We start from the raw sequence: 9,204 nt of genomic DNA, 5'->3' as shown, positions 1-9,204 counted from the left end.
GTACCGGCGACCACGCCGGCGGGCCCGCCCGCCGGTGGCACCACCGCACACCTCCATCCACCACATCCCGCCCGAGGACTGCGGGACCACCGAGGGAGACCTCCATGAGAAGACGGCAACTCCTCGCCCTCGCGCTGGCCGGCGCGATGGTCACCAGCGCCGCCGCCTGCGGCGACAGCCCGAACGCGAACAAAAAGAGCGGCCAGGCCGCGACCGTCTTGAACGTCGGCATGCCCAACGGCCCGCAGGCGGAGAACAACAACCCGTTCCTCACCACCTCGGCCGCCGCGTCGCTCGGCTACCGGTGGCAGATCTACGAGCCGCTGATGATGTGGAACCCGGTCAAGCCGGCCGAGCCGTTCAAGCCGTGGCTCGCCACCAAGGCCGAGTGGTCGTCGGACTACAAGACGGTCAAGGTGACCATCCGGGAGAACGCCACCTGGTCCGACGGGCAGAAGGTCACCGCCGAGGACGTCGCGTTCACCTACAACCTGGTGAAGAAGTTCCCGGCCCTCAACGACCAGGGCGTCCCGTACACCGACGCCGTGGCCAGCGGCAACGAGGTCACCATCTCGATGGCCAGCCCGCAGTTCGTCAACCAGCAGAAGGTGCTGTGGCGGGTGCCGATCGTGCCGAAGCACCTGTGGGAGAAGATCGCCGACCCGGCCACCGACCCGGTGAAGCAGCCGGTCGGCAGCGGCCCGTACACGCTGAAGTCGTTCACCCCGGCGACCACGACGCTCTCCGTGCGCGACAGCGGCTACTGGCAGGACCCGCCGAAGGTCAAGGAGCTGCGGTACACGTCCTACACGGACAACAGCGCGCAGACCACCGCGCTCGCCAACGGCGAGTCGGAGTGGAGCTTCGTCTTCATCCCGAACTACCAGACCGTGTTCGTGGCGAAGGACCAGAAGAACCACAAGATGTGGGCGCCGCCGGTGCTGGGCATCCACGGCCTCTACGTGAACACCACGAAGAAGCCGTTCGACGACCCGACGCTGCGCAAGGCGATGAACATGGTGATCGACCGGGCGGACATCTTCACCACCGCCGAGGCCGGCTACTTCCACCCGGAGGTCAAGAGCGTGACCGGCCTGCCCAGCCCGGCCGGTGACTCGTTCATCGCGCCCGAGTACAAGGGCCAGGAGCACAAGGTCGACGTCGAGGGCGCCAAGGCGCGGCTCGCCGGCGCGGGCTACAAGCTCGACGGCACCACGCTCAAGGACAAGAGCGGCAAGCCGGTCACGATCCGGCTCACCGACCCGGCCGGCTGGTCCGACTACCAGACCAGCCTGGAGATCGTGAAGGGCAACCTGGCGAAGATCGGCATCGCGGCGACCATCGACAAGGCCAACCAGGACGCCTGGTTCCGCAACGTCGAGCAGGGCAACTTCGAGGCCACGTTCCGGTGGACCGAGTCCGGCGCCACGCCGTACGACATCTACCGGACCATCATGGACGGCCGCGTGCTCAAGCCGATCGGCACCGCCTCCCCGGCGGGCAACTTCGGCCGGTTCCAGAGCAAGGAGGCCACCGACGCGCTGGTGTCGTACGCCAACGCCACCGACGACGCCACCCGCACCACGGCGATGGCCACCCTGCAGAAGATCTTCGTCGAGCAGATGCCGATGATCCCGGTCGGCGCGGACAACATCGGCGGCGCGTACAGCACGAAGAACTGGACCGGCTGGCCGGACGACTCGAACCCGTACGGCGCGCTCCAGCCCACCCAGCCCAACGCGGTGGACGTGGTGCTGCACCTCAAGCCGGTCGCCGGCTGACCCGGCGCCGCCGGCCCGGCCACGATCGCCCGGCCGGGCCGGCGGCGCCCGCCCCTCTCTTCGGCAACCCTGAGACAGGAATGCGGCATGACGTTGACCGAGAGCGCACCGGCGCCTGCCGACGAGGTGGTGCTGGAGGCCGTCGGCCTGACCAAGCACTTCCCCGTCCGCCGGCGGCTGCGTGACCTCCTCTCCCGCACCCCGGCGGTGGTGCACGCCGTCGACGACGTATCGATCGCGCTGCGCCGTGGCCGGGTGACGGCACTCGTCGGCGAGTCCGGCTCCGGCAAGTCCACAGTCGCCCGGCTGCTGGCCCAGCTCTACCCGCGTACCGCCGGCGACATCCGGCTGCACGGCCGCTCGACCCGGGTACGCGGCGGGCGCCGGTTCCGGGCGTACGTGCGCCGGGTGCAGCTGATCCTCCAGGACCCGTTCGCCTCGCTGAACCCCGTGCACACGGTCCGCTACCACCTGACCCGGTCGCTGCGCATCCACGGCAACGCCGGGACCGGACCGGACGGGCTGGAGAAGGCGCTCGCCGGCCTGCTGACCCGGGTCGCGCTCACCCCGCCGGAGCGCTACCTCGACGCGTTCCCGCACGAGCTGTCCGGCGGGCAGCGCCAGCGCGTCGCGATCGCGCGGGCGCTCGGCGCCGACCCCGAGGTGCTGCTCGCCGACGAGCCGGTGTCCATGCTCGACGTGTCGATCCGCCTCGGCGTGCTCAACCTGCTCCAGGACCTCAAGGACCGGCTCGACCTGGCGATCCTCTACATCACCCACGACATCGCCTCGGCCCGCTACTTCGCCGACGAGACGATCGTCATGTACGCCGGGCGGATGGTCGAGGGCGGTGACAGCGAGACGGTCACCCAGCGCCCGGCCCACCCGTACACCCGGTTGCTCATCGAATCGGCGCCGGACCCGGAGCGGATCACCGGCGCGGGCGGCGACGGCGCGACGGCGGGCGAGCGGGGTCACGGCGAGCCGCCGAGCCTGATCCGCCCGCCGGCCGGATGCCGGTTCCACCCGCGCTGCCCGGCGGCCATGCCGCGCTGCGCCACCGACCTGCCGCCGCCGATCCCGGTCGACGACGCGCCGGGCCACTGGGCGGCGTGCTGGCTGTACGACGCGGACACCGTCGCCACGGAGAAGCCGGAGAACGCGGAGAAGCCGGCGAACGCGGAGAAGCCGGCGAACGCGGAGCAGGCCGGAACGGAGGCGGCCCGGTGAGATTCCTGCTGCAACGGGTGGCCTTCTACCTGTTCACCGCCTGGGCGGCGATCACGCTCAACTTCTTCATCCCGCGGATGGTGCCCGGCGACCCCGTACAGTCGCTGATCTCCCGCAACCAGGGCCGGATCAGCGCCGACGCGATCGCGTCGCTGCGGGTGCTGTTCGGGCTGGACTCCGACCACGCGCTGTGGGAGCAGTACGTCGCCTACTGGGGGCAGCTCCTGCACGGCGACCTGGGGCTGTCGTTCACGTTCTTCCCCGCCCCGGTGTCGCAGGTGATCGGCGACAGCCTGCCGTGGACCGTCGGCCTGGTCGGCGTCACCACGATCGTCAGCTTCCTGCTCGGCACCGCGCTCGGCGTCGGCGCCGGCTGGCGGCGCGGCTCGTGGATCGACGGGCTGCTGCCGGCCACCACGTTCCTGTCCTCGATCCCGTACTTCTGGCTCGGCCTGGTCGCGATCGCGCTGTTCGCCGGGCCGGGCAGCTTCTTCCCCTCCTCCGGCGGCTACGAGCCGGGGCTGGTGCCGGCGTTCGACGCGTACTTCGTGCCGAGCGCGATCCAGCACAGCATCCTGCCCGCGGCGACCATCCTGGTGTCGTCGATGAGCGGCTGGATCCTCAGCATGCGCAACATGATGGTGACTGTCGCCAGCGAGGACTACATCACCGTGGCGCACGCCAAAGGGCTGTCCGAGCGCCGGGTGGCGCTCAGCTACGCCGCACGCAACGCGCTGCTGCCGAACGTGTCCGGGTTCGCGCTGTCCCTCGGCTTCATCGTCGGCGGCACGCTGCTCGTGGAGATCGTCTTCTCGTACCCGGGTCTGGGGTTCCAGCTCTTCCAGGCCGTCGGCGCGAAGGACTATCCGCTGATGCAGGGCATCTTCCTGATCATCACGATCTCGGTGCTGGTGGCGAACCTGCTCGCCGACGTGGCATACCTGCTCCTCGACCCGCGGACCCGAAAGAGCTGAGCGATGACACTCTCCCCGTCCAGCATCGAGCAGGTCATCCCCGGCCAGGGGGCGATGGCGCAGCCGTCGGCCCGGGCACGCCGCCGCCGGTTCCGCTTCGTCGCCAACGCCAAGGCCGCGACCGGCCTGGCAGTCCTCGGGGTGTACGTGCTCCTGGCGGTGATCGGGCCGTGGATCGCGCCGTACGACCCGGACGCGCGCAGCGCCGACGTGCTCCAGGCGCCCTCGGCCCGGCACTGGTTCGGCACCACCCACCTCGGGCAGGACATCTTCAGCCAGATCCTGGTCGGCGCGCGCAGCGTCATGGTGGTGGGCCTGATCGCCGGCGTGCTCGCCACGATCCTGTCCATCCTCATCGGCGTGACCTCCGGCTACCTGGGCGGCGCGGCCGACGAGGGCCTGTCGGCGGTGTCGAACGTGTTCCTGGTGATCCCGGCGCTGCCGCTGATCATCATCGTCACGTCCCTGGTCGACCAGGCCGGCGACATGCTCGTGGCGCTCATCATCGGCCTCACCTCGTGGGCGTGGGGCGCCCGGGTGCTGCGCGCCCAGACGCTGTCGTTGCGCCGCCGCGACTACGTCGAGGCCGCCCGCGCCACCGGCGAGCGGACCTGGCGGATCATCGGCTTCGAGATCCTGCCGAACCTGACCGCGATCATCGCCTCCGGCTTCGTCGGCACCGTCATCTTCGCGGTGATGTCGGAGATCACCCTGGCGTTCATCGGCATCTCGTCGATGACGTCGTGGAACTGGGGCACGATCCTGTTCTGGGCGCAGGGACAGCAGGCCCTGGCGCAGGGCGCCTGGTGGTGGTTCGTCCCGGCCGGGCTGGCCATCGCGCTGCTCGGCACCGCGCTGGCGCTGATCAACTTCGGCATCGACGAGTTCGTGAGCCCGCGGCTGCGCACCGGCGGCCGGACCCGGATCCGTACCGCCGACGGTCGCGTCGTCGCGATGCGCGTCGGGTTCACCCCGGTGCTCGCGCCGGTCACCGCGTCGGTGCCGATGCAGCCGCGCGACGCCGACGGCCGGCCGCCCGCCGACGCCGTCAGGCCGCCCGCCGACGAGAGAGGGAAGCGCGCATGAGCGACCAGGTGCTGGAGATCCGCGGGCTGTGCGTCGACTACGGCGTCGGCGCGGAGGCGGTCCGCGCGGTCCGCGACGTCGACCTGACGCTGCACCGCGGCGAGGTGCTCGGCCTGGCCGGGGAGAGCGGCAGCGGCAAGTCCACGCTCGCGTACGGGCTGACCCGGCTGCTGCCCCCGCCCGGCGTGGTCAGCGGCGGCCAGGTCATCTACCACCCGGGCGACGGCCCGCCGGTCGACGTGCTCACGCTCAGCCCGGCGAAGCTGCGCGAGTTCCGCTGGGCGGAGACGTCGATCGTGTTCCAGGGCGCGATGAACTCGCTCAACCCGGTGCACAAGGTCTCCACGCAGCTGCTCGACGTGATCCGGGCACACGAGCGCAGGAGCACGTCGGCGAGCCGGTCGGCCCGGGCCAAGGAGCTGCTGCGCCTGGTCGGCATCTCCGCCGACCGGCTGGACAGCTACCCGCACCAGCTCTCCGGCGGCATGCGGCAACGGGTCATGATCGCGATGGCGCTGGCGCTGGAACCGCAGGTGGTCATCATGGACGAGCCGACCACCGCGCTGGACGTGGTGATGCAGCGGCAGATCCTCGGCCAGCTCGCCGAGCTGCGCGAACGCCTCGGCTTCGCGGTGCTGTTCATCACCCACGACCTGTCGCTGCTGGTCGAGTTCTCCGACCGGATCGCGATCATGTACGGCGGGCGGATCGTCGAGGAGGCGCCCGCCACCCGGCTGTACCGGGAACCGCTGCACCCGTACACCGAGGGGTTGCTGCACTCGTTCCCGGCGCTGCACGGGCCGCGCCGCGAGCTGACCGGCATCCCCGGCTCCCCGCCGGACCTGCGCGCCATGCCGTCCGGCTGCGCGTTCCACCCCCGCTGCCCGAAGGCGTTCGACGGGTGCGACGAGCAGGTGCCGGTGCTCGGCGCCCCGCGCGTCGACGACCCGGCGCGGGCCGTCGCGTGCCGGCTGCACCCGGCCGTCGCGCCCCTGTCCCGCTGACCCGCCCGACACCACCCGCTACCTGCGAGGAGAACCATGGACACCGACCTCACCCGCCCGTCGTCAGTCGCCGGCGCGGACCCGATCGACACGCTGCCGCCGACCTTCCGGTGGGGGGTGGCGACGTCGTCGTACCAGATCGAGGGCGCGGTGGCCTCCGACGGCCGCACCCCGTCCATCTGGGACACGTTCTGCCGGGTGCCGGGCGCTGTGGCGAACGGCGACAACGGCGACGTGGCGTGCGACCACTACCACCGGATGCCGCAGGACGTCGCGCTCATCGCCGACCTGGGACTGGACACGTACCGGTTCTCGGTGGCCTGGCCCCGGGTGCAGCCGGGCGGGCGCGGTCCGGCGAACGTGGCCGGGCTGGCCTTCTACGACCGGCTGGTGGACGAGCTGCTCGGCCGGGGCGTCGAGCCGTGGGTGACGCTGTACCACTGGGACCTGCCGCAGGAGCTGGAGGACGCGGGCGGCTGGCCGAACCGGGACACCGCGTACCGGTTCGCCGACTACGCGGAGCTGGTGTTCGCCGCGCTCGGCGACCGGGTCCGCACCTGGACCACGCTCAACGAGCCGTGGTGCTCGGCGATGCTCGGGTACGCCTACGGCGACCACGCCCCGGGCCGGCGGAACCTGGGCGACGGCATCGCCGCGGCCCACCACCTGCTGCTCGGGCACGGGCTGGCGACGCGGCGACTGCGCGAGGCGGCCCGCTCCCCGATCGAGCTGGGCCTGACGCTGAACCTGTCCACCGCCGACCCGGCCACCGGCAGCGCGGCGGACCGGGACGCCGCGCGGGCCGCCGACGGGCTGGCCAACCGGCTCTACCTCGACCCGGTGCTGCGCGGGGCGTACCCGCAGGACGTGATCGCGGACCTGGCCGCCGAGGGGGTACGTATCCCCGTCGAGGACGGCGACCTGGACGTCATCGCCACCCCGATCGACGTGCTCGGGGTCAACTACTACTTCGGGCAGCTGCACTCCGGCGTGGACGAGCAGGGCCGGGACCGCGACGACGACGGCAAGCCGGTACGCCGGGTGGTCCGCCGCGACCTGCCGCGTACCGCGATGGACTGGGAGATCGTGCCGGAGTCCTTCACCGACCTGCTGGTGCGCCTGCACCGCGACTACCCGGGCACGCCCATGGTGATCACCGAGAACGGCGCCGCGTTCGACGACACGCCGGACGCCGACGGGTTCGTCGCCGACGACGACCGGGTCGGCTACCTCACCGAGCACCTGCGGGCGGTGGCCCGGGCGCGGGCGGCCGGCGCCGACGTGCGCGGCTACTTCGCCTGGTCGCTGCTGGACAACTTCGAGTGGGCGTACGGCTACGACAAGCGGTTCGGCATCGTCCGGGTCGACTACGACACGCAGCGCCGCACCCCCAAGCGCAGCGCGCTGTGGTACCGGGACACCGTGCGGCGGGTCCGCGGGCAGCGCTGACGCCGCGGCGTGGGGGCCGGGCCGGTCAGTGACGCCGGCCTTGCCCCCACGCCGGAACCGGGCGGGCGGCCGGGTCGCGGGCCACGCCGCCGTCGCGCAGCAGCCGGGTCATCGGCAGGGTGGCCGCGCCCATCGCGACCGCGTCCGGTCCGAGCCGGCACAGCTCGATCGAGGTCTGCGCGTACGGCTGCCGCAGCGCGTGCCGCGCGGTGGCCTCGCGGATCGCGGGCAGGTGCCGCTCGCCCAGGGCCAGCCCGGCCCAGCCGCCGAGCACCACCCGCTCCGGGTTGAACAGGTTCACCAGGTTCGCCACCCCGGCGCCCAGGTAGCCGACCGTCTCGTCGATCACCTTCGCGGCGGTGCTGCCGGTGGAGCGCAGCAGCTCACCGAAGGCGGTCTCCTCGTCCGCGCCGGGTGCCGGGCGGCCCCGGTTGGCCTGGCGGAACCGGTCCAGCACCGCCTCCGCCCCGACGTACGCCTCCAGGCAGCCGAGGTTGCCGCAGCGGCAGCGGCGGCCCCCGTACACGATTGTGGTGTGGCCCCACTCCCCGGCGCTGCTGTGCGCGCCGCGGTAGCCGACGCCGTCGGCGACCACGCTCGCGCCGACGCCGGATCCGACCAGGGCGACCACCGCGTGCCGGACGCCGCGGCCGGCGCCGAACCACATCTCGGCCTGGCCGAGCGTCTTCGCGCCGTTGTCCACGTGCACCGGTACGCCGGTGCCGGCGCGCAGCATCGCGCCGAGCGGGACGCCGTCCCAGCCGAGCGTCTGGGCGTGCACCACGGCGTCGGCGGTGCGCTCGACGGTGCCGGCGACGGCGACGCCGAAGCCGAGCACCGCGGCCGGGTCGACGCCCGCCTGCTCGATGACAGCGGCGAGGCCGTGCCGCAGGTGCGCGGCGACCCGCGCGGGGTCGGGGTCGGCCGCAGTGATCGGGTACTCCGCCTTGGCCAGTGCGGTCATGCTCAGGTCGAACAGCTCCACCTGGACGCGGGTCTCGCCGACGTCGGCGCCGACCAGGTAGCCGTAGCCGGGCGCGACGCGCAGCAGCACGCGGGGACGGCCGCCGTCGGACTCGACCGAGCCGGCCTCCTCGACCAGACCCTCGTTGATCATCTCGCCGACCAGGTTGCTGACGCTGGCCAGGCTCAGCGCGGTGGACTGGCCCAGCTCGTGCCGGCTGAGCGGGCCGTCCAGCCAGATCCGGGTCAGCAGGACCGACCGGTTGGCCCGGCGCATGTCGCGCACCGTGGTGCGTCTGGCGTCCACGTCCGCCGCCGTCCCTTCCCGGCCGCCCACGGCGACCTGCGTTCATCGCGTTCACGCCGTGAACCAAGCGGTGACAGCGTACTGCGCATTTACACTTAACAAAGTTAACTGATAACCTCCGGCGCATCGATGAGGAGGTATGTCATGCGACTCGGACGTGGGATGACCGCTCTGCTCGGTGGCGTCGCGCTGCTCGCCGCCACCGCCGCCGCCCTGCCCGCCACCGCCGCCACACCGACCGGCGCCGCCGCCGCGCTCGTCGCGTGTGACGCGCCGGCCTGGGCCGAAGGCGTCACCTGGACCGCCGGCAGCCGGGTGACCTACGGCGGCCGGCTCTACCAGGCGCTCGTCACGCACACCCCGCCGGCCGGCGCGGGCTGGACCCCGGCCGGCGGGGTGTGCGTGACGAG

At 72.4% G+C, this 9,204-nt stretch carries 8 protein-coding genes; 7 read left to right on the top strand and 1 reads right to left on the bottom strand.

Annotated elements, in window-relative coordinates:
• Positions 1–104 precede the first annotated feature (104 nt).
• From ABD52_RS34215 to ABD52_RS34190, 6 genes are all read left to right on the top strand, one after another.
• Complete coding sequence (locus ABD52_RS34215) at positions 105–1,781, top strand: ABC transporter substrate-binding protein (RefSeq protein ID WP_047894463.1); 1,677 nt, start codon at positions 105–107, stop codon at positions 1,779–1,781.
• An 87-nt stretch (positions 1,782–1,868) separates the two neighbouring features.
• Positions 1,869–3,011, top strand: a complete 1,143-nt coding sequence (locus ABD52_RS34210; RefSeq protein ID WP_047894462.1) for an ABC transporter ATP-binding protein — start codon at positions 1,869–1,871, stop codon at positions 3,009–3,011.
• Positions 3,008–3,985 carry an ABC transporter permease gene (locus ABD52_RS34205; protein ID WP_047894461.1) on the top strand — a complete coding sequence of 326 codons (978 nt, stop codon included), beginning with the start codon at positions 3,008–3,010 and terminating at the stop codon, positions 3,983–3,985. The genes ABD52_RS34210 and ABD52_RS34205 overlap by 4 nt, the downstream gene beginning before the upstream one ends.
• A gap of 3 nt (positions 3,986–3,988) precedes the next feature.
• A complete protein-coding gene (locus ABD52_RS34200) occupies positions 3,989–5,071 on the top strand; it encodes an ABC transporter permease (RefSeq protein ID WP_013286254.1) in 1,083 nt (360 codons plus the stop codon).
• Complete coding sequence (locus ABD52_RS34195) at positions 5,068–6,075, top strand: ABC transporter ATP-binding protein (RefSeq protein WP_047894460.1); 1,008 nt, start codon at positions 5,068–5,070, stop codon at positions 6,073–6,075. The genes ABD52_RS34200 and ABD52_RS34195 overlap by 4 nt, the downstream gene beginning before the upstream one ends.
• 36 nt (positions 6,076–6,111) lie before the next feature.
• The gene (locus ABD52_RS34190) at positions 6,112–7,524 is read left to right on the top strand and encodes a GH1 family beta-glucosidase (protein WP_047894459.1); all 1,413 of its coding nucleotides are present in this window, start codon (positions 6,112–6,114) and stop codon (positions 7,522–7,524) included.
• Positions 7,525–7,549: 25 nt separating this feature from the next.
• On the opposite strand, the gene ABD52_RS34185 is transcribed toward ABD52_RS34190, so the two are convergent.
• Positions 7,550–8,794, bottom strand: coding sequence for an ROK family transcriptional regulator (locus ABD52_RS34185; RefSeq protein ID WP_047894464.1), 1,245 nt, complete (start codon positions 8,792–8,794; stop codon positions 7,550–7,552).
• A gap of 144 nt (positions 8,795–8,938) precedes the next feature.
• Between ABD52_RS34185 and ABD52_RS34180 the strand changes: the two genes are divergently transcribed.
• A partial coding sequence (locus tag ABD52_RS34180; RefSeq protein WP_368665027.1) for a carbohydrate-binding protein occupies positions 8,939–9,204 on the top strand: 266 nt, incomplete at its 3' end.

The sequence above is a fragment of the Micromonospora sp. RV43 genome (genome assembly GCF_001029515.1).
Classification (GTDB): domain Bacteria; phylum Actinomycetota; class Actinomycetes; order Mycobacteriales; family Micromonosporaceae; genus Micromonospora; species Micromonospora aurantiaca.
This window is presented reverse-complemented; position numbering and strand designations above follow the sequence as displayed.